The following is a 23,193-nucleotide window of genomic DNA, read 5'->3' as shown; positions in this document are numbered from 1 at the left end:
GGCCTCATACGTGCTAGTATGCGTGGAGGCTGCACCTGGCCAGTCCATGGCTGCAGAGCCGGAGTGCAGCCTCTAGCCGCTCCCTGCCCTGCCGGTACACCTCGAGCAGGTCTAGCACGTCGCGCTCCACCAGCTCTATGAGCAGCTCCTCCTCCTGGGGTGTTAGCCCCAGCCGCTCCCTGCCGGCAGCTATAGCCTCCATAGCCTTTCTCATGCTCGAAGCGGCCACGCCCACGCCGGCCGCCGATGCAATGCTTGAGGACAGCTTCTCCAGTAAGCGCCTTGTAGCGCTTAGCCTCTCGTAGGCTTTCCGTATCCTCGCTGCAACCGCCACGAGGTCCTCCAGCCCGCTCAGATTCATGAGGTCGGAGGCGCTATCATATGCTGACAAGATGCTCCCGATCACCCGGGAGAGCCAGCGGCAGAGCGGCGTCTCCGCGCCCATGCCCTCACGGCATATGTTGAGGGCCTCTGAGAGATCGCTCATACTGGAGCCAAGGGCTTCGAACAGCTGGGCCACCTCGGTAAGCCTGGCCGCCACCGCCTCAAGGTGCTCTAGAGCGGCCTCGAAGCTCTCAGCCTCTACCAGCTTTGACGCCAGCAGTACCACATCATGGATCTTCGCCAGCTCCCTAGCCTCGAGGCTACGGCCTGCATTATAGATGCTGAGTAGCTGCCTGCTAACGTCCTCCCAGCGGGTGGCTATGCGTCTAGCATTATATGCTACGTCGTTAAAGGTTGTAGCGCCTGCCCTAAGGAGAGAGCGGGTAACGGGAGCCAGCGGGCCGCTGGCATTAACCACAGCCACTACTGCCTTGACGGCATCCGGGGGAGGGCACTCCTCCACCTCGACATGGGCCTCCGCCACCGCTCTGGCTAGGGCCTGGAGGGCCTGCCTGCATACCGTTGAGGCCTCGAGGCGTGCCTTGTCGTAGCTCGATGCAGCCACGTAGTCCCTGACCGTCTTGAGCCTCGCGGCTATCTCGTAGCGCAGGGTCTCGGGCAGTGCCGTGAGGGCTGCCCTAGCCGTCTCCAGGCTTGCCTCTATACCGTGGAGCGCCTCTTCCATCGACTTCTTGGAGCTGAGGGCTGCCTCGTACTCCTCTACGAGGCTTTCAAGCGCCCATACCATAGGTATCACCCTGCTAGGGCTTCTTCTCTAGCCTCCTGGCCGGCGTAGCTAGCCTGGGTATAATCAGAAATTATCGAGTCAATTAGGCTTATTATCTTGTTCTTGAGGTCCTCTATCCCAGGGCCCTCCTGCTCGGAGAGAGTTCTCAGCCTCCCCACGAGGCTGACAGCCTTCGCCAGGTAGTCCATTGCCTCGGATAGGCTCTTAACGTTAGAGAGGTCGCTGGCTACCGCTTCCTCCGCTCTTCTGCGCAGCGCCTCCGGCAGAGCTGCCAGCTCGGCCTCAAGCCTCTCGTAGACCCTGCCGAGGGAGGCCAGCTCCTCGACAAGCCTTGAGGCTGCCGGGATAAACGGCGCCATGACCAGCCGTGCCAGCGCCTGCGCAGGGCCGCTGCTCCCTACCTCTTCCATGAGCGAGGCTGCTTCTTCAGCAAGCCTAGCCGCCTCGGCGAGCACACCGTGCCTCGGCAGGCGGCGGGAATAGGCTAGCAGCTTCTCGGCCAGCTCCGCCAGGTCCTCCGGGTTCTCCTCCGGCCGGTAGCTCTCGATGCCGAGCAGCAGTGCGACAATGCGTGGAGCCCGTATACCCTTGATGCCGGTGCTGCAGGATCCGGCTACGCCGGCTACAGCAGTGTACCCATTCTTCTCGAGCAGCGAGTAGATCCCCTCAACCTCGCTGAATACCTTGGCCGGGCTTGCCTGCCTCGGGGGAGCGGGGCCACCTAGGAGCTTAGCTATCCTCTCGCCCAGGCTCCATGCCCGCTGCTGGAGCCTCGCCGCCTCCTCGACCATCCTCCTCGCTGGCTCGACCCCCACAGAGCCTATGAGCGCTGCAAGGGCGTATGCCGTCTCGCCGTACTCGCGCTCCACGAGCCTAGCCCTAGCCTCTATGCTGGCTAGGCCGCGGCTGCCCCTAGATGCAAGCACCTCTATCAAGAGGCTACGCAGAAGATCGGCGTAGAGATTCACAGCCCGCCGGTCGTTGCCAGACAGGTTCTCGGGCAGGCAGCCCGATGTAGACACCGAGAGGCCGTAGAGCAGAGAGTAAATGAAGAGGCTCAGCCTTGGCCCCGCCTCGGCTACTAGGCCGCCGGAGAGATCGGCTACCGCCTCGAGGAGTCTAGGCAGCTTAGCCTCCCTGCGCTCCCGCCTTGTGTCTACTACGAGTACCGCCAGCCGCTCGCCGGAGAGCATCCTGCAGGCTATGCTCCGGGCTTGAGACTGGGCCAGCCGGAGAGGGAGCACCGCCAGCTTCATGCCATGCTTCCCGATCATGCTCTCCAGGCCTAAAACCTCGGACAGCTTAGCGCTATAGTCTAGCAGCTCGCTGAGGGACAGCGTTTCAACGACCTCTGCTACCTGGCTCGGCCCTACCCTCCTGGCGCATCCCACCAGAGGCGAGCTGCTGGCCACGGGGTAGATGCGGGCCACCATACCTGGCTTGAGCGCCGCCGCTGGCTCGTCGAGCCTCTCCAGCGGCGGGCTTAGGAGGTCGGGGCTCAGCGCCTCTATGAGCTGAGCCGCGTGGGGGTCGTCACTGTAGATCTCCCTGGCCACGTCGGCCGCCAGGGAGAACAGCTCGCGGAGCGACTGGGGCTCGTAGATCATGAGGCCGCCGCGGCTCCAGGCCTGCGCCACATGCTCCAGCGCGGACACCGCGTGTTCTACTGAGGAGGCCTGGAAGCCCTTCGCGCGCGCGTAACGGGTAATCCAGCTCTCCGCCTCAGAGAGGAGATCCTCCACCCTCACAGCCGTCCTCGAGTACACCACGGCCAGGCTGGCCTCGGGCAGCACCTCGCGGCCCAGCATCTTCTCGAGGAGCGAGAGCGGGACGGGGCCTACAAGGGCCGCGAGAAGCGGTACCAGCGCCTTATCCTCGACAAGCCTCCGGACCTCCCTGTAGCCCGTCTTGTCAAAGAGCGGCACCCCCTCGACTATCTCTCGGGAGAGGGCCTCCTCGCCTAGAAGCAGACTCTCCACCTTCTCGGGGCCACTCCGGAGCGCGCTAGCCAGCTTAGCGGCCACGGTGTCTACCAGCATCCGCGCCCAGGCTATACGCCCCTTAGAGGCCCACCAGACCGTGTTGGCCAGTAAGTCCGTGGCCTCGCCCAGGCTGTCGCCGAGCTTCTCCCTGACCATCCTCTCTATAACCTGCTTGGGGAGCAGGGGGAGTGTGAAGACGCGGCTGCGCCAGGCCACGGGGCCAAAGACGGCCTCCTTGAGGGTTGAGGAGGGGCCGAAGGCGAGCACGAGGTATACACTAGTGCTACGGGTCCTTATCGCCTCGGCGACGCCGCGGAAGGGGGAGGTCTCATACTCCACCACTCCGCGTAGGAGGTCGTAGCTCTCCTCCACCTCGTCCACGAGGAGTACCGTTACACCGTCTCCTCTGCCCAGCTTCTCTCTAGCATACTCCTCCAGAACTCTAGGCAGCTCCGACTCATGGACGCTGCCATGCCGCTCTATGATATACTCGACTATGTCTGATAGCTCGACCCTCAGCGCTCTGGTCCCTATTCTCCCAGCGTACCACTCCAGGTGGCGGAGCAGCGTAGTCTTCCCGGAGCCGTAGGGAGCCACTATAACCGGCATCCAGTACTCGTCGGCGTCGCCTCTCACATAGCTGGCCAGGAGACCCTCGAGAGCAGCCCTTATCCTACGGTGCTCCTCGCTTAGATCACACCAGCCCGTCTCAAGGCAGCTGGTCTCCATCCAGAGGGTCCCTTAGCGAGGTATAGTCCTAGCCGCCAAGCCGGAGTAGTAAAAACCCTCAGACACATAGGGACTTGTAACGCTGGATGTGATGACCCCGCGCCTACGGAGCCCTGCACCGAGGCAGCGCCGGGCTGTGAAGAGGGTCTTGAGTGCTGATTCCCCCTAGCCGGGTGGAGCGCCGGGAGAAGCACAGCCCGTTGGCCCTATGCCTAGAGAAGCCGTACAGAGAGTGGGCGGGACGGCGCGGCCGTGCAGTACAGAGGTGGAGGCTTATACAGCCAGGGCGCGGTGTCCGGCAAAAAGGGCCTCTCGGCGGCCGAGGAAGCGGAGAGGCCGGGCCTGCAGGAAAAGAAGTACTTGGGGCTCTTCACTCTACCTTTATCTCCTTGCGGGACTCCCAGAGGCCGTGGAGGTTGCAGTAGCCGAGCGCATAGAGGGTGCCGCTCTTCTCCAGCTTAATAGTTATAGTTATCTCGGGCTCTGCGTACACCGGCTCAAGGTCTATGGTGGCTATATGTATCGGGTTGAAGGCGCGGCCCTCCTCCTGGAACCATATCTCGAGGCGGCGTATGGAGTGCTGCACCTCGTTAGGGTGCGGGCCTACCTTAATGGTCACATTGAAGGGCTCGCCCTTCCTCACCTTCTCCGGCGCCTCTATCTTGGGCGCATGGGTCTCTGCCTTAGACGCGGCCGGGCCCCCGGCCTCCCGAGTGTATATTAGCTCGCCAAACGCCTTGGCCATGGCCCACAGCCTCCGGTTTAACAAGAGTTAACTTGATACAGAATAAAAGGGTAGCGACGCACATGCATGTCCGAGGCTCAGCGAGAAGGGAGGCGCAGTGTTGAGCATAGTACTGCAGGTTGACAATCTGATAGAGTGTAGGCTGCTGCGCAGGGTTAACCGCTTCGTCGTCGAGGCGGAAGCCGGCGGCGAGAGGATACTCGCCCACAACACCAATACCGGAAGACTTGCCGACGTGCTGGCTCCGGGCCGCCGAGCCCTCTGCATACCGGCCAGGAGGCCTGGTAAAACGAGGCTCAGGCTTATAGCAGTGGAGTACAACGGTGGCTACGCCGTTGTCGATACCAGGCTACAAGAGGATGCCTTCGCCGCCGCCGTAGACAAGGGCCTGGTGCCCTGGGCAGCCGGCTGCAGGGTGGCCTCGAGGAGGCCCCGACTAGGGGGCTCGGTGCTCGACTTCCTGCTCCGCTGCCCGGCTGGAGAAGTCTACGTGGAGTCCAAGAGCGCCGTGCTTATGGGGCCCGGCGGCCTAGCCATGTACCCGGACTGCCCGACTGAGCGCGGTAGGAGGCACATACGCGAGCTTATAGAGCATGCTCGGCGGGGTGTAAGGGCTGCCCTTGTATTTATAGCCGCGCTGCCCGGGGCCCGGGGCTTCGCCCCGAACCCCGAGGGCGACCCCGAGATACCGGGCCTCGTGGAGGAGGCCGTTAAAGCGGGCGTAATTGTGAAGGCGCTGGGCCTGAACTTCGACGCTGAGAGGCGGGGGGTTAGGCTATATGCACCCGACCTCCCGGTCGTGCTAAGGCGGCCCCGAGATTCCAGGAGCCATAGAGGGCTTCTACGGGGATGAGCGTGTTGGGCCTGGCCGATAGATATAGGCTGCTCCTTGTCGATCTTGACGGCGTCGTGTGGAGGGGGTCTAGGCTCCTCCGGGAAAACATCGAGTGGCTGCAGAGGGCGAGGGAGAAGGGAGCCTCCATAGTATTCGTCTCCAACAACTCCACTAGGAGTAGGAGGGTGTACTCGGAGCGCCTCACAGAGATAATGGGATTCAACGTGGCTGTGAACGATATAGTTACTAGCGGCTATGCCGTGGCGCGCTGGATCAGAGAGCAGGAGGGCCCCTCAAGAACACTCGCCCTGGGCGAGGAGGGGCTTGTCGAGGAGCTACTAGCCCAGGGCCATATAGTGTTGAGCGCTGCGGATGGAGGCCGCTGCCCGGTAGACTATGTAGTCGTGGGCCTGGATAGGAACCTCACCTACTCCAGGCTTAAGGCTGCCCACACTGCTGTGAGAAGGTGCGGGGCCAAGCTAGTGGCAGCCAATGACGACGCCTCAATGCCTGCCGAGAAGGGCGATGTGCCCGGCGCGGGGGCAATACTAGCGGCGCTCGAGAGGTCCACCGGTACAAGGGCGTTGTTTGTGGCCGGGAAGCCCAACCCCTACATGTACCGTCTTGTGCTTGAGGAGAGGGGCGTAGAGCCGGGAGAGGCTCTGGCAATAGGGGACCGCTGCGACACCGACATAGAGGCCGCCAGGAGGCTTGGCATAGACAGCGTGCTCGTGCTAACTGGTGTAGCCGGAGAGAGGGGAGACCGCTGTAGCGCCACTTACAGGGTGGAGACGCTCTCCCGCCTGCCCCTCTAGCCCCCGGGAGGGGCTACACGCACCCCGTCATAGCCCCGTCTATGACTATCGTAGAGCCATTGATGTAGCCCGACACGTCGCTCAGCAGGAAGGCTACAAGCCCCGCTATCTCCTCCGGCCTGCCGACCCTCCTCATAGGGGTGAGCTCTATCACCCAGCGGCGCCACGCCTCCTCAAATTCGACCCCCTTCATTTCGGCCAGCTTCCTTATGTTGCTCCTGGCGCCAGGGGTATCGAAGCTGCCCATGAGTATGGTGTTCGCCCGTATACCCCTGCCGCCGTAGTGGCGGGCGAGACTCTTGGCGAGCTGCACCAGCCCCGCGCGGGCCGTGTCGGCGAGCGTGAAGTGCGGCATCGGCTCCTTAACGGTCACCGATGAGAGGTATATGAGCGAGCCGCGGCCCTGCTCGAGAAACCTCGGCAGGAGGAGGCTCGTCAGGTAGCCCGGGGCTATGAGGTGGAGCTGAGCAGCCTCCATCCAGTCCTCGTAGCCCGCCTGGTCCAGGTAGCATGGCTCGCAGGACACGTTGCCAACATTGAATACGAGGGCGTCTAGGCCTCCCAGGCCGCTCCACGCCTCATCTACGAGCCGCTCCAGGTCCTCCCTCCTCCTCATATCGGCTATGAGCGCTAGGGGCTCCTCCCCGGAGGCTTTCACTATCTCCCTGGCAGCTCTTGTCAGCGACTCTCTGCTGCGCCCCACTATGGCTACCCTGGCACCCCAGGATGCAAGGCCCCGGGCCACGTAGAAGCCTATGCCCCTGGTGGAGGCTGTTACCAGCACACGTAGCCCGTTGAGGCTGAACTTCGCGCTCAATGCGGCCCCTGCCCCGGGCCCTTCTCTTAAACGGGGGTCTCCATGCCCTGGAGACGTTCAATCCTCTTTATGCACTCTGGGGGCACATGGGAGGCGAGATACATCACGTGGCTAGCCCTATACACAGGGATGCCCCGGCTGGCTAGGCACTGGGGGTCTATATGCAGCAATACTACGCGGTCTCCATGCCTCCTGGCCGCCTCGAGGGCCTCCTGGGGCCTGGCGGAGAGGTGCACCATTAGCCTCTTCATGGGCTTGAGGCCCTCCCTCAGTATTGGCCGGAGGTTCTCCACAACAGTGCCATGGTAGAGGACCTGGGGCAGCTCCCTACTGCTGAGGGGGCGGTAGCCGAGCCTTAAGCGGATACTATGGCCGTAGGCTGCCCGTATGCGGCGCATGTCCTCGGAGAGCTGGAACCTTCCCTTCGGGTCGAGGAGGGCAACCGCGACTATATGCTCCGGCGTTACCCACTGGTAGAGGTCGCGTCGCCTCCACCTCTCCCTAATAGCCCTGGCCAGCTCCTCCACCCTGACCCATCCCTGCTCGTCCAGCTGGAGCCCCGCCTCATGAGGTATGTGGCGGAGGAGGGCGCTCATCAGCTTACTCAGCCGGAGCCGCTGCTCAGGCGTCATGAATAGCTCGGCAGGCTTGCCGCAGTGCACCGGCTCCTCAGTGAAGACGCCACAGACCCGGCAGCGGTAGATGGGCCTAGGAGCCCCCATGACCCCGCTTCCCTGCGGAGGATATCAGGAGCCCTGGCCCCCGGATAGCCGCTCGGCCTCAACTAGCCTAGAGGCCTCAGCTGCCCTAGACACCGCCTCCTCGTAGGCCCCGCCCACGACCTCGCCTATCAGCTCCACCGCCTCCTCGGGCGTCACCCTCTTTGCCCTGGGCAGCGGGTTGACCCAGAGGCTGCGATACGCTGCCTCCAGCCTGCTGCGCCTTATCTCCTCCAGATCCATGCCTTCAACCGTCTTCTTCACTCGGTAGAGCTTCACCGCTACAGCGGGGTGATGCCTCCAGAGGTGTTGACGGCGGAACTCCTCCCAGGGGATCCCGGTATCACTGTAGTAGCGCCGGTAGCTAGTCTTAATCGCCTCCTCTATGAGGCCCGGATCCTCGAGTAGGTCCATCTCATCCTCGCTAAACTCGTGGAGCGCCTTGTAGGGGCACATTAGGCATGCAACGCGGGGCAGCCCCTGGAGGTAGTCCGGGTGCACTAGGCCGAGGTCCCGCACGATCTTCGCAACGTCCAGGAGAGTCCATATGTATATCGGTCTTATCCTGCCTCCATCATAGAGCCTGGGCCTCCTGGGGGACATCCGGTACAGCCTGTTAAACCTCTTGAACGCCTCTGTCATCCGGTCCCCGTCGGCTATAGCGTCGGGCCTCCTAGCCTTCCTCAGCCTCTTTATAGGCCGTAGCTTCATGTAGGTGCACCAGCGCTTCCCACGGTAGGGGAGCCCCTCCTCCAGCAGCCTCCTCCTCATAAGCTCCCTATCAGCCTCCACAACCTCTATCTCCACGCCGAGCCTCTCCGCAGCCTTGACTGCGAAGTCTATGTTCCTGGGCGGCTCCAGGTAGGAGACGTGGCTGTAGACCGCGTAGACGTGGAGGCCGCGGACACGCTCCTGCAGCCGCGCCAACACCGCCAGCGCTGCAGTGCTGTCCTTGCCCCCGCTGAAGTTCACCATCACGGTCTTGCCTTCGAGCTTCTCCCCGTACTCCCTGTAGACCCAGTCAACGTACTCATCCAGGTCCCAGGCCACGTAGACGAGGGGCCACGGTATGTCCTCGACCAGCCTCGCGTACTCCACCTGGACGCCGCCAGCCCCAAGCACGCCTCCCGATAGGAAGCTGTCTATCCTCACAGCCTCCTCGGCATCCAGCCAGAGGTAGCGGCCGCGCAGGCTACCATCCGGCCTATACAGTACACTGAACTCCACCGATGAAACAGCGTACCCTGTTACCTCGCCGCTACTGCTCAGCGCCGGATACCTCTCCATTGAGAGCCCCTAGCTTCTTGGCACAGCGCTAATCCCTCTATAAAGTCTGGCTTGAGCCCTCGAGGCTGCGCTGGCCCGGCGGGCAGGGGAGGAAATAATGGATTTAGAAATTAGAACGGGTTGTAGCCCTCGCGGAGCCATCTCGCCACGTCGAGCGCATGGTAGGTTAGTATTAGGTCCGCACCGGCCCTCTTGATCGCCGTGAGTATCTCGAAGGTGACCAGCTTCTCGTCGACCCAGCCCTTCTCGGCCGCAGCCTTCACCATCGAGTACTCGCCACTCACGTTATAGGCTGCCAGCGGGTAGTGGGGAAAACTCTCCTTGACCAGCCTTATCACGTCAAGGTAGGCCAGGGCAGGCTTGACCATCAGTATGTCGGCGCCCTCCTCAACATCGAGCATAGACTCCTTTATAGCCTCCATAGCGTTGCGGGGGTCCATCTGGTAGCTCCTCCGGTCCCCGAACCTGGGGGCGGAGCCGGCAGCCTCTCGGAAGGGGCCATAGAAGCCGCTAGCATACTTCACCGCGTAGCTCATTATGCCTACCTCGCTGAACCCCTCCCGGTCGAGGGCCTCTCGTATAGCCTTAACCATCCCATCCATCATTCCCGAGGGCGCTACGAAGTCCGCGCCGGCCTCCGCGTGGGTGACAGCCATCCTGGATATGACCTCGAGCGTCGAGTCGTTGTCTATCAGCTTCCTGCCTCTCTTTTCAACGGGTATCCCGCAGTGCCCGTGGCTCGTATACCCGCATATGCATACATCGGTGAAGATCAGGGGCTCCTCGCCGAAGTCGCGGCGTATAGCCTTAATGGCTCTAGGCACCGGGCCCCGGGGGTCGTAAGCGTAGCTGCCCGTATGGTCCTTCTTCTCGTCCGGGACCACCCCGAAGAGGATGAAGGCCTTGACGCCGAGCTCTAGAGCGCTCGACACTATATCCGTTACCTTCTCGACAGGGTAGCGGTACTGGCCGGGCATTGCCGCTATGGGCTCGGGCTCGTTGATGCCCTCACGGACGAATACGGGGTATATGAGGTCGTTCACCGTGAGCGCCGTCTCTGCCACGAGGTCCCTTATCGCCTTGGTCAGCCTTAGCCTACGGGGACGCAGCTCGGGGAACCTGGGCATGGCAGACACCATTGCTAGGGGCAGCCTGGGCATCCACGAGGTATAGGCGCACCACCAGGGATTATAGGTGCTGCCACAGCGCTAATCTATTACATAGCGCCAGGGCTCAGCAAGAGGAGTTACCGGTTACTGGGTCTGGACGCTATGGGGGAGCCAGAGTTCCTCATAGTCTACCACGAGCCCGGGGATCCCTCGGAGCACCGGAGGGTGCAGGAGCTGGCTGCACGTATAAGAGAGCTGGCAGGGGTAGAGCTGGAGGCCATCCCGCTCAGGGAGTTCAAGAGGTGTAGTAGGTGTAGACGTGTCTACCTGCTCATGTTCACCCGGGGTGGGCACTGGCTCAGCCTCCGAGAGAAGGGGGTTAACGCGGCCCACATACCGCCCTCGGTCACCGCCGCCGCCGTGGCCGAGGAGCTTGAGAGGCGCGGCCTGGACCGTGTAATGCTTGTGGCGTTGAAGGCCCGCCGGCTAGTGAGGGGGCAGTCCGAAGACCTGGAACTGATTGCCAGGCTCCTCCAGGCTAGGGGGCTCCGGGCGGAGGCGAGGATACTCGATAGCCTTGAGCCGCCGGAGAGGCCGGAAACCCGGGAGCCCGTGGCCCCGGTAGCGCTGCTCGCGGGCAGGCTTGTGAGAGCTGCATGCATGCTCACCAAGGGGCCCTGCCTAGGCCCCTTCATCGACTATGGCTGGTGGCACCTACTCGCATGGATTACAAGCGATATAAGAGCGGGCCTAGGGGAAAATCCCGGGGGGCCGAGGAGGGCTCCGCGCGGGTAGGGCCGGGGGCTCGCCCTCCCCCGAGCCCCGAAATGGGCGTAATGCGGGGGCCAGTAACCCGCACGTCGGCCGTAGTGGTCCAGGGCAGACCCGGCCGACCCATGACCCCCGTCCCGCGGGGCCGGCGGCGGCGGAGCCCCCTCCGGAGGGAGGGAGGCTACCGCCCTTACCGGGGGAACCAGGCCAGGCCCGGAAGGGAGCAACCTAACCCCGGACGCCCGGCGTTCGCGGGGCCACGGGGTGAGGCAACGGCCGGGCCCCCTGCCCTGGGCCCCTACGGCTGGCGTGCGGGGGCCGCGCGGGCCCTCGGCAACCCCCTGCCATCTGCTCCTCCTGGCCGGTTCACAGCCTAGGCGCCAGGCTACGATTTAATTAGGAGGGCCGGGAGCGGTAATTGGTCATGGCCCGGGTATCGCCCGGGGTGACTGCGCCGCGTAACGGCGCAGAAGGGGGATGACCCCGGGTATCCGTTCCAGGCCCCGTAGCCCTGGGGCACAAAACGCTTGGAGAGGAGAACCTACTCCGTCACAGCGATGTATTCTGGCAGCCATGTAAGCAGCTCCTCTATAACCTGGTCGGGGTCGCTTATCTCCTCTACTTCCTCCTCCTCGGCCGAGAGTATGCCCTGCAGAGCATGGATTATGGCGGACAGGGTGAGCGTATAAGACTCCTTCATCAGCCTTGAGAGCTTGTCGGCTGCATCGGTTATCCTCTTCCAGGCGTCCTCTGCCTCAAGGGCTACGCAGAAGTCGTCGGGCTGCTCGGTGCCGAAGTGGCAGGCCAGGTAGAGCTTGTCTGTTATCCTTACCCCGACTATCCTTGAGCCCCTGTACTCCTCAACGCCCACTACCGCGTGGCCTAGTCCCTTCTCCACTATCTCGCGGAGCGGGAGCCTCGAAAGGGGAGGCCCTTGAATGCTTCCACGGAGCTTTATGCCTCTCAGAGGCTCGAGCGCTTTATATACGTCGTCATACTTCACTGTAACCTGCATAGACAAGATGGAGTCTCCCTCCCGCTGCCCGTGTCCCCCGGGGCTGCGGCTGGAGAGGGCGGAGGGCTATACATGGATTTGCCGCTAGAGCTTGACCAGCTTGGCTATGAAGAAGCCCTGCGTGCCGTGCAAGTGGGGGAGTAGGCGCTGGCTCCTGGGCAGCCGGCGGGGCCTCTCCCCTAGCACCGGCTCCGGCTCCACAAGCTCTAGCTCCTGATGGCGCTCAAGGAGCCTCCTCACAACCCATATAGTCTCGCTTCTGGTCAGCGTGCAGACGCTGTAGACTATGGTGCTGCGTGGAGGAGCTGCCTCCGCCACCGCCGAGACTATGCGGAGCTGGAGCCTGCGGAAGTAGTGTAGGTCGCCGCGGCCAAGCCAGAGCTTAACCTCGGGCTCGTACTGGAGCCTCCCTATATCGGTACACGGCGGGTCCACGATTGCGGTGTCGAATCTCCTTAGGTAGGGGCTGCGGGCGTCTCCAGCTACGAGGTCTACCAGGTGCCCGATGGAGAGGCGGGCCCGGGTCCGTTTAGCCTCGACCAGCCTGGAGGGTTTAACATCGCCTGCAACGACGTAGCGGGCGCCCAGCCAGGCCATGTGGCTCGCTTTCACCGCCGCACCTGCTGTAGGGTCTACGGCCACCTTCCCGCTGGGCGAGGCCACCCAGGAGACCAGGGCTGAGGCCTTGTCCTGAATAACGTAGAGGCCCTTCTGGTACTCCTCGGTCCTGGCGGCCATGGAGTCGCCGGATACTATCCTGGCAACGTCGGGGAGGTCCCTATCCGGCTCAATAACCACCCCCTGGCGGCCGAGCCTCTCCCTCAGCCGCTCCATGTCCACGCCGGGCTTCACGCGTATCCAACGCACGGGGTCCCGGTTGAGGGCCGCAAGCAGCTTGGGCAGCTCGGGTATCTCGGCCTCCATAAGCTCCTCTATCATCCAGCGCGGAAAGCTGTAGAGGACGCTAAGCCTCTCAACCCCGCTAAGCCCCCGGACGAACTCCCCTGGATCCGCGCCGCGCAGCTCAAGGATCTTCTCCGGGTCGAGGCCTGCGCGGGGTGCCAGCCTACGGGCGCGGCTCGGCTTCAGCTTACCGCTTATCGCCTCGTAGGCAAGCGTGCGGGCAAGCATCCACCTCGTAGAATGGCTTGCTGGGCCATAACCGAGGCTGGTGAGGACCCTGTCAAGCAGGATGTAGTTACGGGCAACGCCCAGCGTTAGTACCCTCACGACAGGCTTCATATAGTCCAGCTCGGGGTGGCGGCTGAAGAACCTGGTCGCTGTGTCGCGCAGCGAGGTGCGGCTCCTCACCGTCTCGGCTAGCACTCTAGCGGCGACCTCCTCCGGAAGTACCATGGCGTCTACACCGTGTCCTCCAATCGCCGGCAGCCGCCTCTTCAACCCCATGGATTCTGGGCGGCTCCCAGGCAAGCATAAGAGCCATATTTGGGTTACAATACAATGTGATCTAGTGTACATCAATTCAGTGTAGGTGTAGTAGAGAATATCGAGGGCGGGGAGCTATGCCTGCCCCGGAGATGGCCGGCGCTAGGAAGAGGATCCTATGGGCCCTGGTGGGCGTCGTAGGCTACATTCTCAGCCCGCTCTCCTGGTGGAACGACGCGTTCGTAAACGTGCCCATAGCGCTGGCTGTTGCATGGGTTCTCGAGAGGCTGTTTGGACTAGCCAAGCCTCTGGGCTTCTACATAGGCTACACAGCGTCCAACGTGCTCGGCCTCTACCTGCTCGCCCTGGGTGTTGGCGGTGCGGCGGCTAGGAAGCCTACATGGCGTCAGCTGCTCAAGATCGCTGTAGTGGGCGCAGTGTATACTGTGATAGCAACACTAGTCCTCTCCTGGCTCGGCCTCCTCTAGCCCCATGAGCCTTGCCGCGAGGGGCTGGAGCCTGAGCAGGGGCAGGAGCCTGCGTACCTCCTCTAGATAGCCCCTGTCGACCTCAGCCTCCACATAGCCTTCGCGGGCACCCGCGTCTACAACCACGAAGCCCAGTGGATCAACAACCATGCTACGGCCGGTGAAGTCGGGCCCCAGAGCCGAGGCCACAGCAAGGTAGACGGTGTTCTCCGAGGCCCTAGCCTGGGCGAGGAAGCGGAGCTGCTCCTCCTTACCCGGGCCACGGTACCATGCAGTAGGCACCGCCACCAGCTCGGCGCCGCGCAGGGCCAGGCTGCGAGCCACCTCGGGGAAGCGGAGTTCGAAGCAGATGAGAGCGCCCACACGGAGCCCTGCAGCATTAACGATTCTCGGCGGCTCTCCTCCCCGGCAGAGCAGGCTCGACTCCCTGTAGCCCAGCGCGTCGAAGAGCAGAGTCTTCCGGTAGAGAAGCTCGACCCCGCCACTAGGCTTCACAGACACCACAGAGCTGTATAGACAGTCCCCGCCCCTCTCCAGAAAACCTGATACAATATATGCACCATATTCTGTCGAGGCCCTGCCCAGGGCTTCCAGGAAGACACTGTCCCCCAGGCCTTCGGCCCTTTCCCTCAGCCCATCACGGGAGAGGCCGGCGGGGTAGACGTTAGCGTACTCTGGCAGCAGTATCAGCCCGGCCTCCACCCTCGAACGTGACAGTATCTCTAGGACACGCTCACCACTCTCGCGGGGCTCGCGGCCCGGCTGGTACTGGAGCAGCCCAACCCTAGGCATGCTGTCAAACCCGCACGCGAGACGGGAACGCCGGAGAGGTGATCGCGATCGCACTGGGGCCTGCTCTGGCCCCTATACGTGTACCGGAAATGGGGCAGCGAAGAGGCCAGATATTGTAGTCCTTGAGCTGTCCTCAACCTCCTTGAGGATATCGGGAGACAGGGCTCTCGATATAGTAGCCATAATGGCCTTGGCTTCAACGTCGCTGGAGCACTACTTCCCAGGCATGTGAGGCATCGGGGCAGCGGCATCGGAACCATCCGCTCTATGGTGGATAAGGTGGTTTAAGGAGGCGTCACACGTCATAACCTTGTACCCTCTCAGCTAGCACTGTAGGCGCTTCCATCCCTGTCAGCTTCTTCTCAGAGACAGCCGGTGCATCCACCGCGCGTATAATAGTACCGCCTCACGGGTATGAGAGCGTTCTATTGTCGTGCTTCGAGCCGAGCTGCGAGAGGCTAGAGCAGGGATTATTGGAGACTACCCGTCTAGGAGGAGGGAGCTACTGGAGAAGGACAGGACGTGGTTCATGCGGAGAGCCGGGGAGTGGAGGAGGCCGAGGAGAATACCAGAGCTTGACGCTGGCGGAACCAGGGTTCTCTTCGCCGATGGTAGAGTCTTCGAGCACCAGGGCGTGAAGCTCAGGTTTACGGGGCCTCTATTCCACTGGGTGGAGTTGATGGGCCTCCGATGTACCTGCTAGGCTACATGCTCAACCGGGCGAAGCTTAGGAGAGCCGTGGAGAACGCTGTAAGGATAATCAGGGGCCTCTAGGCTGGATCTCGCTACATATGATCACCACTGGCTAGGGAGCCGAGGTCCCGGGAGAGGACTATGGAGGTTTGGAGGGAGACGGAGAGGCAGGAATGAGGCTTGTAACCGCCGCCGAGTATCCGGGTGGAGCCGGTGGCGCTCCGCTACCGCTAGCTGGTCCTCCTCTGCTCAGCCGGCTTCTTCTCTGTAAGCTTTAGGTAGCGGCCGCTGCGGCGGAGCCACTTCTCCTTCTCCTGGGGCGAGGAGACGTGTATATGGAGGGGGTGCAACTGGAGCCCCGCCTCCCTCCTAACCCTGGCCTCGAGCTTCCTGGATGACATCTTCTCGCTCGTGGCTACAAGGAGGTCCACGTCGTGCGACTGCTCTAGCTCCCCACGGGCTATGCCGCCCACGAGATAGAGCTCGAAGTCCCTGAGTACGCGGTTGAGCACCGCCACTACCCGTGGGATCCACTGCCTCCACCCCATCTTCAGCCTCTCCCTCTCAACGAGCCGATAGTCTATGTAGCCGGCTATCCTCCGGCCAGTAGCGGCCCGGTAGAGCCACTCCGCGGCGAACGAGCCCGCCAGGAGGAGCAGAAAGAGCGCCGCCTGGCCCGGCTCGCGGGCAGCAGTGTAGCCCACCAGGAGCGCCAGGACAGCCAGCGATGAGAGGAAGCCCGTGAGGGCTAGAAGGGGGTTAGCCTTGGCCTCTCTACGCAACCTGTAGGCGGCGAGGTCCACCATGGCGAATATGAGGAGGAAGCCAGCGCTGCCCGCGAAAGCTATGGCCTCTAGTCCCTCAGTGTTCACGAGCACGAGGGAGGCCAACGCTATTATTAACAAGCCCTCGGGGGCGTGCCTCCAGACGCTCTTGGCCATTACGCGCGGCAACTGCCCATACCTAGCCACCACGTAGCTTATCCCCGCTGTACCATATAGGGTAGCGTTTATCGCTGAGGCCGTCGAGGCCAGGGCGGCCGCAACAACGGTATAGAAGCCCGCCGAACCCATCTCCCTGGAGGCCACCTCCGCGAGCGCGTAGTCGCGGGCCCTCACGACCTCAGAGGGCGAGAGTATGCCGGCGGACACGAGGGCTATAGCGATGTAGACAGCTGTCACAGTGGCCACCGAGGCGTAGTAGGCTTTTGACAAGTCCTCCAGGGAGGAGGCCTCGCCCGCCGCATTGGCTATTAGCTCAAACCCCTCATAGGCTAGGAATATGATCATCCCTCCTACAACTATGCTTGATAGCTGCGGCCACCTGGAGGGGGAGAACCTGCTCCACTCAACCATCAACAGCCCCGGCAGGGCGACCAGGAGGAGGACGGCCAGCTTAAAGAACACGAGCGCATCCTCAACCCTGCTTGACACTAGCCCGCCGAGCGCATTGACGAGGGTGAATACGACTATAACCAGGCTAGCCAGGAGGTGGGAGAGCAGTCGGCCGCCGCCGGCCAGGCTGGCAGCGTAGCTCCCGAAAGCGTAGGCGTAAAGCGATATCATAACCGTGTAGCTCACTATGAGGAGGATGTTGAGCCCGCCGGCCACCAGCCCGGGGCCATAGCCCCGGACGAGGAACTCCACCGTGCCGCCGCGGCTCGGGTACCTCATGGTGAGCCTTGCGTAAGAGTAGGCCGTAGCAAGCGCAACGAGCCCGGCGAGGAGGAACGCCACCGGGGCCCCGGCCCCCGCCAGCTGCAGGCTGAGGCCCAGGACGGCGAATATACCGCCACCAATCATGCCCCCAACTCCGATGCTGAAGGCCTCTCTAAACCCCAGTGTGCCCCCTTCAGCAATCCTGCCGGACAAGGCCAGGAAGCCCTCTCTAGCAGCCCGGGTGGATGGAGATATCAGAGCTGCTTGGACCCACATGCCACGTCTATGCCGGGGCGGCCGGGAGCCCTCTAGGAGTGGCGTGGACCAGCAGGGGCGTGTGGCGGGCCCGCCGGGATTTGAACCCGGGACCTCCGGCTCCGGAGGCCGGCGCTCTATCCTGGCTGAGCTACGGGCCCAGCCAGCCCGGGGTGGCCCCGTGGCTTCCGGAGTCTCCACCGCCGGGGGGCTCTATACCCCTTCCGCCCCCCGGGCCGGCGGACTCTATCCCTGCTTCTCAGCAGCCTTTGCCAAGGCTTCGGCCAGCTCCAGCATCTTAGCCTCCGGGTCCTTGGCCTTCATAACCGCTGAGGCCACTAGCACGCCGGCTGCCCCAAGCTCCAGCGCCCTGGCCGCGTCCTCGCCGCTGGTTATCCCTGCACCGGCAAGCACCGGCACCTCAGGGTTGATCATCCTAACCATTCTTATACTGGATGTTATCACTTCCGGCTTAGCCTTGGAGACAGGTAAGCCCGTACCTATAAGCTCCGGCGGCTCCACAGCCACCATCGTAGGAGCGAACACAGCCGCAGCAGCAGCGGCAGCGGGGGTGTCCGCGCAGACAAGCGTCTCCAGCCCGAGGCTTGTAGCACGCCTAACCAGGAGGTCTATGTCGCTGAGGCGTAGGCGGCGCTCGCTATGGTTGAGCAGCGTGCCCTTTGCTCCAGCCTCCTTGACCGCCTCTAGCGGGATAAAGCCCGTGTAGGCGCCAGGCTCTACTGGATCCACGTGCTGCGCGTATACAACAACCTTGTCCAGAGCCTCGCTTATCCTAGCTATCTCGGTAGCTGGCACCGCCAGTATGAAGCGCACTATACCATCGTACTGCTCCGCGAGCTTCTCGGCCGAGAGCGCTATGGCTAGCCCGGCACTGCCGAAGGCTGTTGGATAAGCCTTGTAGTTCACAGCCAGCACCGGCAGCCCCCGGGGCTCCGGGGCGCCGCTGGTCTCCTCCTTCCTGTGCGACGTGTACTGCGCATGTAGCGAGGAGAGAAGCACCGTACCCATAATGCTACGCCCCCAGGCCAGGAGAGCCGGCGCCACAGCCTCAAGGATTTAGGGCTTAGCGCCCCGGGTAGGCGCGGTGGACGAGCCAGCTGAAGGACTAGACTCAGTGCAGTGGGGACGTAACTTTTAGGCTATTGGCTCAAAAACCCGGGGAGGAGCGCTAGTCGTGGGCCTCCGACTCCGCCTCCTTGACTACACCGCGCAGCTTCACGTGGACGTACTTGGTGTAGTACTCGGCGTCGGTGAACCTGTTCTTGAGCTTCTCGAGCACCTGGGGTAGCGTGGTGTACTCCATCTCCTCTGGGCCCAGCCTGTGGGGCATGAATGGGCCATGGCGCCTCATGTAATCGGCTATCTGCTGCGCGAGCCTCCTGGTCTCGTCAAACGCCGGATCGTCGAATAGATCTACCGGGCCTATCAGCCTACCCTTGGTTATGTTGAAGCCCAGCCCTATTATCCTTGGAGGGCCGTCGAATCTGGTGCACTTAGCGTCGCGCAGGCCGACAGGCATCAGCGGGCCCCAGTGGCTGCCCCTCATCCAGCCAGCCACGAGGTGGGGGAAGCTGAAGGGCTCGAGTATCTCGCCGAGCGCCGGGAACCCGCTCTGGGCACGCACGATAGCTACTGGATCATCCTTGCCCACGTAGCGGCCTGCTATCAAGTTGAGCCTCTCGCTGCTCACAACAGCTGCTATCTCATCGTCGCTCTTCCTATACACCCTCTTTATCACATAGCGGCTGGGTGTACCTATGAGAGCCAGCAGGTCATACATCTCCTCGGGCGAGTTTAGCACAACGTACTTGCCCTCATAGAGGTCGAGCACCTCAAACTTGAAGCCATCATGCATCCTCGGGTCTATCACAAGACCGGCAGTGTTGAAGGGATCCGCAAATATCTTGAAGAGCGGCAGGTTGAAAGCGCCAGGCTCGGTCTTGTCAGCCATGAACACTACTATTGGCTCGCTGCGCCTCTCCACTATCTCCATCTCGGCTACGCCGGGGCCCAGACCCCGCACATTGCCGGAGAATGCGTCGCTGAGCAGATCCTGCCCGGCAGCATAGAGGCCTAGCTCCTTAGCCACCTCAGCCGCCTTCTTGAAGGCCTCCCAGGCGAGGCCATGTATATCAGAGCTGTCAACACCCTTACGGTGTGTCATTATGAGCTGGAGGTCGTCACCAACGTGGGTTACATAGTAGTCTATGATGGTGCCCTTTCTCTTAGCCTCGGCGAGGACACGTGCCGCTGCAGCCATGGTGTCAGGGTGAACCTTGTGGTGGCCGGCTATACTCCCTATATCAGCCTTTATCACGCTTATCGTTACACGCCTCTCGTCGGACATTGTGGACTTCACCACTCTAGCCACCATAAATGCGGTTGTATAAAGCCTCTTCTAGCCAAGCAAAATTCCATGAGCAAGGGGTGGGGTGCTAAGAGTCAATTGTCAATTCCAATTAAGAGGAAGGAAGAAGCCTCGAAGAAGAGTACCTGGTAATACCCTTGCTGGGAAGGACTCTATCCTGGGTAGCCTCATAAAACCTTAGTATGAAGAAAATTCTTATTATTACATACTGCTTGATGGAATTTAAAGAGGTTTTGCTGCCTGGACAGGCGATTGGCGCTGGCATGCAGGCCTCTTGCTTAGCCTGACAGGCTACGTGCACTGTTAGCCCCTCCCTGCAAGGTATCATAGCGGCGCATATCTCATGTTAACCTGTTATGCATTTATGTAACAATTATAGAGAGTTTACCTATATATTAGGCGATATGAACCCCGTACCATAGGGATTACGGTTGATCCGGGAGAGCCCCTGCATGCACCCGCACAGGATAGAAGCCCAGGCCTATATGAGGGTATGATGCTCCATGTAGCTCGAGAAGAGAAAATTTGCTGCAACCACTCCACTTATTAGATACAAAAATTTATAAATTATGGTAGTTTATGATAGTAGTAAGTGTTTCATCCATTAGCGATGATCGTTGATGGACAGCCTAGAGGCTCGCCGCATCTTTCACGCGCTTCAGGGAGGAGGACGAGGGATCCAGACCTGCAGCCTAAGCATAATCATGTCGGGGTAAGCTTCAGAGGTAGCTCATAACCAGCACGGGCCCTACCCGGCTCCTAGTGGGGTGGAATAGCGGAGTTACATAAAGGCGCGCTGTCTTGGGGGATGGGGTCTTTAGGGCCATCCCCGCGGTTAAATGGTGCCTCCCCTCTCTGCAAGCTTGACAGCCAGTTCTCTGCTCACCAGCCTGGCCCCGGCTCCTAGAGAAACCGTGAGCTCCTGGAGCGCGTATAGGAGGAGAGGTACTTCGCCCCATATCCTCCTGCCGCGGAGCTTCTCCGTGAGCCTCGCAAGCCTTCTACCCACAAACCTGGCAAGGGCCTTTATGGCGTCCTCGATGCGTGATGCTAGGTTCACTGCTTCTCTCCGGGCCATCCTCCTCGCACCTACCGTAAAGCCGCGTGGAGCGTAGATTATGTATACTAGGTCGGCCCTGTTGAACACCTTGCCTCTCAAGCTGGCTACACGGCTGCGGAGCCTCCTTATGCGGCGTTGCAGCTGGCTCGGGGAGATGGGCCTGCTCTCCTGCGTGCTTGTGTAGAGCGCTACTACCAGGGGGCTGCTGGCCGGAAGCTGCAGAGTCACCACGGTGACCGTGTAGTCGCTGGACTCGTCTACCCTTGAGACGCCTGTCAGGAGCGGGTTGACCAGCCTCCATGCAGTGTAGTACCGTCTAGCACCCCTTAGTAGGGGTAGTAGTAGCTGGTTGACAGCCTCGAGCCGCCGCTGGCGCCGCTGTAGGCTGTGCATAGCCACCGTGTCCCCCGGGTTCGACCCCCCGGGGCCTGTGGTAGATGATGCGTTTCTGGCTCTGAGGATCCTAGCCGTCCTGACAGGGAGTGGTAGGGCTCCGTCCCCCGGTATCAGAGTGCTTCTCTCCTGTCAGGGTCTATGGACTATCGCGCCAGGCTTAAGGCGCTGCCGTCCCCGGCCGGGGCTACTCCTCCGTCTCTCCCTCCTCCTTCTCGCTGGGCCTCGGTAAGTAGTAGTACTTGCCTAGCCTCTTCTGCATCCTGTCCAGGAAGCTTCCCTCCTTGTTGATCCTAGGCCTCCCGGTTTCAGGGTCCTTCCTTATCGTTATGCCCAGCTCCTTTAGGAAGAGGTTCATGCCCTCATGCAGGGGGAGGGGTCTTGAAGCCTTTCCATGCCGCCCTGGGGTGCCGGTGAACACTAGTATCTTGCTGGCTATGTAGTCCTGCACCGCTATATCGTGTTCAACAACGATGGCGGCAGCGCTTCTGGCCTCTGTGAGCCTCCTGATAGCCTTGGCTACGGTGAGCCTCTCCTCCACGTCGAGGTATGCTGAGGGCTCGTCGAGTAGGTAGATGTCCGCTTCTCTCGCCAGCGCGGCGGCTACGGCAACCTTCTGTAGCTCGCCGCCGCTTAGCTCTCTAAGCTTCCGGTCCAGTAGCCGGTCTATGCCGAGCCTCCTCACAATCTCTACGTTAAGCCAGGATCCCGGCGAGAGTGTGGAGGGGTTGGCCTCTCTGAGTAGCTGCTCTACAGTCTTCTCCTCGCCGAGCACCTCGGGGTTTATATACTGGGGCTTGTAGCTCACCTTGAGCTGCCCCTCTGGCTTCTCCACGCTTCCCTCTGCGGGCTCCAGCTCGCCGGCTAGTGTGCGCACGAAGGTGGTTTTGCCTATGCCATTGGGCCCTACTACGCCGAGCACCTCGCCCTCGTGGAGATCCCCGGGCTCGGCCTCTAGGCGGAAGCCGTTCAGGCGCACTAGGAGCCTACTCCAGCCGATGTAGCGTTTCGCCTCAGCGCTGGCCTGCCGGGTGAAGCTTATAGTGTATCTTATTGGCTCGCTCCTTATCCTCATGTTCTCGGCTGGCAGGTAGCCTTTGAGGAAGTAGTTTATACCGGCGCGCACACCGTAGGGCTTGGATGCTATGCCGTAGACTCCCGGCTCGCCATACATTATGGCTACGTGGTCTGACAGGTAGTCTAGCATAGCTATGTCGTGCTCCACCACTACGGTGTAGCTATCCCTGGGCACATAGCTGCGGATGGCCTTTGCCACTCGTATGCGCTCCCTTATGTCGAGGTAGCTGCTAGGCTCGTCGAAGAGGTAGAGGTTGGCGTCCTTGCTCAGCACAGCTGCAACCAGGAAGCGCTGTAGCTCGCCGCCGCTGAGCTGCCTCACGTCGCGGTCGAGAAGACGCTCCAGGTTAAGATCCCTGGCCAGGTCCCTCCATAATCCACGTTCGTCGGCCCGCTCTAGCAGGTCCCGCAGCCGCCCCTTTACCCTGCGCGGTACAAGGTCCACGTACTGTATCTTGTGTGCGGCTCTTATCTTGCCGTCCGCGAGCATTTTAAAGTAGTTCTGCATCTCGGTGCCACGGAACCTCTTGATTATCTCGTCCCAGTCGGGTGGCGCCCCCTCAACTATACCCAGGTTGGGCCGCAGCTCGCCGGCGAGTATGCGGAGGGCGGTAGACTTCCCTGTGCCGTTCTTACCTATTATGCCTAGTATCCTCCCCTGCCGGGGCACGGGTACCCCGTAGAGCTTGAATCCATTAACCCCGTAACGGTGTACCAGCATGCGTTCGAGCTCGTCTGGAAGGTTCACTATGCTTATGGCCTTGAAGGGGCACTTCTTCACGCATATGCCGCAGCCTATGCAGGTCTCCTCATATATGACGGGCTTCCTCCTCTCTGGGCTCATCTCTATAGCCTTGCCTCCTGTCAGGTTTACGGGACAGAACGCTATGCACTCCTGGTGGCACTTGCTGGGCTTGCATAGATCATAATCTATGACAGCTATCCTCACCATTCCAGCGCTCCCTGAGGAGAAGGCCCACAGGCCCAGCGGCTCATAAGGCTCTGGCGGCGCGTACATCCTAGAGGCAGATGACGGTACCTATATA

20 protein-coding genes, 1 tRNA gene and 1 other RNA gene are annotated in these 23,193 nt (G+C 61.6%); 6 read left to right on the top strand and 16 right to left on the bottom strand.

Going from position 1 to position 23,193, the window contains the following annotated elements; translation table 11 throughout:
- Positions 1-13: 13 nt before the first annotated feature.
- The 3 genes from CF15_RS00520 to CF15_RS00510 form a co-directional block, all read right to left on the bottom strand.
- Positions 14-1,141: a hypothetical protein gene (locus CF15_RS00520; protein WP_168371182.1), complete on the bottom strand. Its 1,128-nt coding sequence runs from the start codon at positions 1,139-1,141 to the stop codon at positions 14-16.
- Positions 1,138-3,843: an ATP-binding protein gene (locus CF15_RS00515; protein WP_058370055.1), complete on the bottom strand. Its 2,706-nt coding sequence runs from the start codon at positions 3,841-3,843 to the stop codon at positions 1,138-1,140. Before CF15_RS00515 ends, CF15_RS00520 begins: the two co-directional genes overlap by 4 nt.
- A gap of 370 nt (positions 3,844-4,213) precedes the next feature.
- The gene (locus tag CF15_RS00510; RefSeq protein WP_058370054.1) at positions 4,214-4,588 is read right to left on the bottom strand and encodes a class II SORL domain-containing protein; all 375 of its coding nucleotides are present in this window, start codon (positions 4,586-4,588) and stop codon (positions 4,214-4,216) included.
- Between the two features lie 100 nt (positions 4,589-4,688).
- Between CF15_RS00510 and sfsA the strand changes: the two genes are divergently transcribed.
- Positions 4,689-5,441, top strand: coding sequence for a DNA/RNA nuclease SfsA (gene sfsA, locus CF15_RS00505; RefSeq protein WP_058370053.1), 753 nt, complete (start codon positions 4,689-4,691; stop codon positions 5,439-5,441).
- A complete protein-coding gene (locus CF15_RS00500; protein WP_083494387.1) occupies positions 5,438-6,238 on the top strand; it encodes an HAD-IIA family hydrolase in 801 nt (266 codons plus the stop codon). The genes sfsA and CF15_RS00500 overlap by 4 nt, the downstream gene beginning before the upstream one ends.
- 13 nt (positions 6,239-6,251) lie before the next feature.
- Here CF15_RS00500 and CF15_RS00495 read toward each other — a convergent pair whose 3' ends face one another.
- The 4 genes from CF15_RS00495 to hemB form a co-directional block, all read right to left on the bottom strand.
- Complete coding sequence (locus CF15_RS00495) at positions 6,252-7,055, bottom strand: SDR family oxidoreductase (protein ID WP_058370051.1); 804 nt, start codon at positions 7,053-7,055, stop codon at positions 6,252-6,254.
- Positions 7,056-7,081: 26 nt separating this feature from the next.
- A complete protein-coding gene (locus CF15_RS00490; RefSeq protein ID WP_058370050.1) occupies positions 7,082-7,777 on the bottom strand; it encodes an RNA 2'-phosphotransferase in 696 nt (231 codons plus the stop codon).
- A 24-nt stretch (positions 7,778-7,801) separates the two neighbouring features.
- Positions 7,802-9,061, bottom strand: coding sequence for a phosphoadenosine phosphosulfate reductase family protein (locus CF15_RS00485; RefSeq protein WP_058370049.1), 1,260 nt, complete (start codon positions 9,059-9,061; stop codon positions 7,802-7,804).
- A gap of 110 nt (positions 9,062-9,171) precedes the next feature.
- The gene (gene hemB / locus CF15_RS00480) at positions 9,172-10,221 is read right to left on the bottom strand and encodes a porphobilinogen synthase (RefSeq protein ID WP_236698061.1); all 1,050 of its coding nucleotides are present in this window, start codon (positions 10,219-10,221) and stop codon (positions 9,172-9,174) included.
- A gap of 111 nt (positions 10,222-10,332) precedes the next feature.
- On the opposite strand from hemB, the gene CF15_RS00475 reads away from it, so the two are divergent.
- On the top strand, positions 10,333-10,965 hold the full coding sequence (locus CF15_RS00475) for a hypothetical protein (RefSeq protein WP_058370048.1): 633 nt from the start codon (positions 10,333-10,335) through the stop codon (positions 10,963-10,965).
- An RNA gene (gene ffs, locus CF15_RS08425) (signal recognition particle sRNA) lies at positions 10,955-11,266 on the top strand. The genes CF15_RS00475 and ffs overlap by 11 nt, the downstream gene beginning before the upstream one ends.
- 216 nt (positions 11,267-11,482) lie before the next feature.
- On the opposite strand, the gene CF15_RS00470 is transcribed toward ffs, so the two are convergent.
- Both CF15_RS00470 and CF15_RS00465 read right to left on the bottom strand, forming a co-directional pair.
- On the bottom strand, positions 11,483-11,956 hold the full coding sequence (locus CF15_RS00470; RefSeq protein WP_236698181.1) for a hypothetical protein: 474 nt from the start codon (positions 11,954-11,956) through the stop codon (positions 11,483-11,485).
- Positions 11,957-12,040: 84 nt separating this feature from the next.
- Positions 12,041-13,363 carry an RsmB/NOP family class I SAM-dependent RNA methyltransferase gene (locus tag CF15_RS00465; RefSeq protein ID WP_236698059.1) on the bottom strand — a complete coding sequence of 441 codons (1,323 nt, stop codon included), beginning with the start codon at positions 13,361-13,363 and terminating at the stop codon, positions 12,041-12,043.
- A 116-nt stretch (positions 13,364-13,479) separates the two neighbouring features.
- Here CF15_RS00465 and CF15_RS00460 point away from each other — a divergent pair, with 116 nt between their 5' ends.
- Positions 13,480-13,830 carry a DUF7980 family protein gene (locus CF15_RS00460; RefSeq protein ID WP_058370046.1) on the top strand — a complete coding sequence of 117 codons (351 nt, stop codon included), beginning with the start codon at positions 13,480-13,482 and terminating at the stop codon, positions 13,828-13,830.
- Here CF15_RS00460 and CF15_RS00455 read toward each other — a convergent pair.
- Positions 13,801-14,622, bottom strand: coding sequence for a nitrilase-related carbon-nitrogen hydrolase (locus CF15_RS00455; protein WP_058370045.1), 822 nt, complete (start codon positions 14,620-14,622; stop codon positions 13,801-13,803). The genes CF15_RS00460 and CF15_RS00455 overlap by 30 nt on opposite strands.
- Before the next feature lie 433 nt (positions 14,623-15,055).
- Here CF15_RS00455 and CF15_RS00450 point away from each other — a divergent pair, with 433 nt between their 5' ends.
- Positions 15,056-15,325 carry a hypothetical protein gene (locus CF15_RS00450; RefSeq protein WP_058370044.1) on the top strand — a complete coding sequence of 90 codons (270 nt, stop codon included), beginning with the start codon at positions 15,056-15,058 and terminating at the stop codon, positions 15,323-15,325.
- A 220-nt stretch (positions 15,326-15,545) separates the two neighbouring features.
- Here the strand turns inward: CF15_RS00450 and CF15_RS00445 are convergent, their stop codons facing one another.
- The 6 genes from CF15_RS00445 to CF15_RS00420 all read right to left on the bottom strand — a co-directional run bounded on the left by CF15_RS00445 (position 15,546) and on the right by CF15_RS00420 (position 23,099).
- Positions 15,546-17,186: an amino acid permease gene (locus CF15_RS00445; protein WP_236698058.1), complete on the bottom strand. Its 1,641-nt coding sequence runs from the start codon at positions 17,184-17,186 to the stop codon at positions 15,546-15,548.
- 125 nt (positions 17,187-17,311) lie between these two features.
- Positions 17,312-17,389, bottom strand: a tRNA-Arg gene (locus tag CF15_RS00440).
- Between the two features lie 85 nt (positions 17,390-17,474).
- Positions 17,475-18,257 carry a triose-phosphate isomerase gene (gene tpiA, locus CF15_RS00435; protein WP_083494574.1) on the bottom strand — a complete coding sequence of 261 codons (783 nt, stop codon included), beginning with the start codon at positions 18,255-18,257 and terminating at the stop codon, positions 17,475-17,477.
- Between the two features lie 160 nt (positions 18,258-18,417).
- Positions 18,418-19,596 carry a fructose-1,6-bisphosphate aldolase/phosphatase gene (gene fbp / locus CF15_RS00430; protein WP_058370043.1) on the bottom strand — a complete coding sequence of 393 codons (1,179 nt, stop codon included), beginning with the start codon at positions 19,594-19,596 and terminating at the stop codon, positions 18,418-18,420.
- Positions 19,597-20,452: 856 nt separating this feature from the next.
- The gene (locus CF15_RS00425) at positions 20,453-21,070 is read right to left on the bottom strand and encodes a hypothetical protein (protein WP_058370042.1); all 618 of its coding nucleotides are present in this window, start codon (positions 21,068-21,070) and stop codon (positions 20,453-20,455) included.
- Between the two features lie 187 nt (positions 21,071-21,257).
- Positions 21,258-23,099 carry a ribosome biogenesis/translation initiation ATPase RLI gene (locus CF15_RS00420; protein WP_058370041.1) on the bottom strand — a complete coding sequence of 614 codons (1,842 nt, stop codon included), beginning with the start codon at positions 23,097-23,099 and terminating at the stop codon, positions 21,258-21,260.
- Between the last annotated feature and the right edge of the window lie 94 nt (positions 23,100-23,193).

This window comes from Pyrodictium occultum, from assembly GCF_001462395.1.
GTDB lineage: Archaea > Thermoproteota > Thermoprotei_A > Sulfolobales > Pyrodictiaceae > Pyrodictium > Pyrodictium occultum.
The sequence above is the reverse complement of the archived record's forward strand: the minus strand, read 5'-3'. Positions and strand labels throughout refer to the sequence as shown.

Bases quoted from the DNA above. Each gene is read 5' to 3' on its own strand.
- CF15_RS00425 (WP_058370042.1), bottom strand. From the start codon at position 21,070: ATGCACAGCCTACAGCGGCGCCAGCGGCGGCTCGAGGCTGTCAACCAG.
- CF15_RS00465 (WP_236698059.1), bottom strand. From the start codon at position 13,363: ATGGGGTTGAAGAGGCGGCTGCCGGCGATTGGAGGACACGGTGTAGAC.
- hemB (WP_236698061.1), bottom strand. From the start codon at position 10,221: ATGCCCAGGCTGCCCCTAGCAATGGTGTCTGCCATGCCCAGGTTCCCC.
- CF15_RS00455 (WP_058370045.1), bottom strand. From the start codon at position 14,622: ATGCCTAGGGTTGGGCTGCTCCAGTACCAGCCGGGCCGCGAGCCCCGC.
- CF15_RS00460 (WP_058370046.1), top strand. From the start codon at position 13,480: ATGCCTGCCCCGGAGATGGCCGGCGCTAGGAAGAGGATCCTATGGGCC.
- CF15_RS00500 (WP_083494387.1), top strand. From the start codon at position 5,438: ATGAGCGTGTTGGGCCTGGCCGATAGATATAGGCTGCTCCTTGTCGAT.
- fbp (WP_058370043.1), bottom strand. From the start codon at position 19,596: ATGTCCGACGAGAGGCGTGTAACGATAAGCGTGATAAAGGCTGATATA.
- CF15_RS00510 (WP_058370054.1), bottom strand. From the start codon at position 4,588: ATGGCCAAGGCGTTTGGCGAGCTAATATACACTCGGGAGGCCGGGGGC.
- CF15_RS00475 (WP_058370048.1), top strand. From the start codon at position 10,333: ATGGGGGAGCCAGAGTTCCTCATAGTCTACCACGAGCCCGGGGATCCC.
- CF15_RS00515 (WP_058370055.1), bottom strand. From the start codon at position 3,843: ATGGAGACCAGCTGCCTTGAGACGGGCTGGTGTGATCTAAGCGAGGAG.
- CF15_RS00490 (WP_058370050.1), bottom strand. From the start codon at position 7,777: ATGGGGGCTCCTAGGCCCATCTACCGCTGCCGGGTCTGTGGCGTCTTC.
- tpiA (WP_083494574.1), bottom strand. From the start codon at position 18,257: ATGGGTACGGTGCTTCTCTCCTCGCTACATGCGCAGTACACGTCGCAC.
- CF15_RS00420 (WP_058370041.1), bottom strand. From the start codon at position 23,099: ATGGTGAGGATAGCTGTCATAGATTATGATCTATGCAAGCCCAGCAAG.
- CF15_RS00485 (WP_058370049.1), bottom strand. From the start codon at position 9,061: ATGGAGAGGTATCCGGCGCTGAGCAGTAGCGGCGAGGTAACAGGGTAC.
- CF15_RS00470 (WP_236698181.1), bottom strand. From the start codon at position 11,956: ATGCAGGTTACAGTGAAGTATGACGACGTATATAAAGCGCTCGAGCCT.